Below are 1,824 nucleotides of genomic sequence, written 5' to 3'. Positions count from 1 at the left end.
TGCTGGTCATCCTCTGCTTGGTGCTGCGGTGGGGTTGGCTGACAGTGGTGGTTTCCTGTTCACGGGTGTGTTGTCGGCGGGTTCGCGTGGGTGGGTTGCGGATCATGTGGTGTTGGGCTCGGTGTTGTTGCCGGGTACGGCGTTTGTGGAGTTGGCGGTTCATGCCGGTGTGCGGGTGGGGGCGGAGCGGCTTGAGGAGCTGACGTTGGAGGCGCCATTGGTGCTTCCTGTTGGTGTGGGTGTGCGGTTGCAGTTGGTGGTTGAGGCTGCGGACGCGTCGGGTCGTCGGGTGTTCGGGGTTCATTCGCGGCGGCGTGATGCGTTGGCGGGTGAGCCGTGGGTGCGGCATGCCACTGGTGTGCTGGTTCCTGGTGTGGCGCCGGTTGATGGTGATTTGGTGGTGTGGCCGCCGCGGGATGCGGTGCCGGTTGCTGTTGAGGGTTTGTATGGGGAGTTGGCGGAGGCTGGTCTGGAGTATGGGCCGGTGTTCCGTGGGCTTCGTGCGGTGTGGCGTCGTGGCGGTGAGTTGTTCGCTGAGGTGGCGTTGCCGGAGGAGGCGTGGGACGAGGCGGGCCAGTACGGTCTGCACCCGGCACTCCTGGACGCCGCACTGCATGCTGTCGGCGTGGACAGCGCCGAGCGCTTCGACGAGCTGAACGCCGGTCCCCTCATTCCGTTCGCGTGGAGTGGTGTCTCGCTGTACGCGGTGGGTGCGTCGACGCTGCGGGTGCGGCTTTCCGAGTTGCGGCCGGGTGCGGTGTCGTTGCTGGTGGCTGATGGTGCTGGCCAGTTGGTGGCGTCGGTCGACTCGGTGGCGCTGCGTGCGGCGTCCGCTGAGCAGGTACGGGCCGCGGCGGGTGCCGGGCACCATGAGTCGCTGTTCCAGCTGGAGTGGACCCCGGTCCCGGTGCCCGGCGCACCTGAACTGTTCGCCGAGGACTGGGCAGTGCTCAGCTCCGGTGACCTGTCCGCCTTGATGGAGGCGGTCGATTCCGGTTCTCCGGTGCCGAGCACGGTTGTGGTCGACTACGCGACCTCCGCTTCACCGGCTGACGCTGATGCGGTGCGTTCTGCTACGCATCGGGTGTTGGGGTTGGTTCAGGCGTGGTTGGCGGATGAGCGGTTCGCTGGTTCGCGGTTGGTGTTGGTGACTCGGGGTGCTGTTGAGGCGGTTCCGGGTGAGGGGGTTCGGGATCTGGCGTTCGCGGCGGCGCGGGGGTTGTTCCGCTCGGCGCAGTCGGAGAATCCCGGCCGTCTGGTCCTGTTGGACCTTGATGATTCGGCGTTGCGGGTGGATCCGGGGCTGCTGGCGCTGGATGAGCCGGAGTTGGCGGTGCGCGGGGGTGTGGTGTGTGCGCCGCGGCTCGCTCGTGTGCCGGTGGGTGAGGGGGAGACGGCGTCGGCTGTCTTCGATGGTGCGGGTACGGTGCTGGTCACCGGTGCCACGGGGACTCTGGGTGGTCTGGTCGCCCGGCATCTGGTGGTCGAGCACGGTGTGCGGCACCTGCTGCTCGTCAGCCGTCGTGGGATGGAGGCGCCGGGTGCCGCCGAACTCGCGTCTGGCCTGGGCGACTTGGGCGCTGAGGTCACGTGGGCCGCATGTGATGTGGCCGACCGGGAGGCGTTGGCGGAGCTGCTGGGTTCGGTTCCGGTGGAGCGTCCGTTGGTGGGTGTGGTGCATGCCGCGGGTGTGTTGGATGACGGTGTTATTTCGTCGTTGACGCCGGAGCGGGTGGATGGGGTGTTGCGTCCGAAGGTGGATGCGGCGCTGAATCTGCATGAGTTGACGCGGGATCTCGGTCTGCGGGCGTTTGTGTTGTTCTC

General features: G+C 67.3%; 1 protein-coding gene. It reads left to right on the top strand.

Annotated features, from left to right (window positions below; all coding sequences use genetic code 11):
- Window positions 1–13: 13 nt before the first annotated feature.
- Window positions 14–1,824, top strand: a 1,811-nt coding sequence (locus O5O46_RS34900) for a type I polyketide synthase (RefSeq protein ID WP_333482453.1), incomplete at its 3' end; no start/stop codon positions are given.

Source organism: Streptomyces sp. RPT161 (assembly GCF_027533845.1).
GTDB classification, from domain to species: domain Bacteria; phylum Actinomycetota; class Actinomycetes; order Streptomycetales; family Streptomycetaceae; genus Streptantibioticus_A; species Streptantibioticus_A silvisoli_A.
The sequence above is the reverse complement of the archived record's forward strand: the minus strand, read 5'-3'. Positions and strand labels throughout refer to the sequence as shown.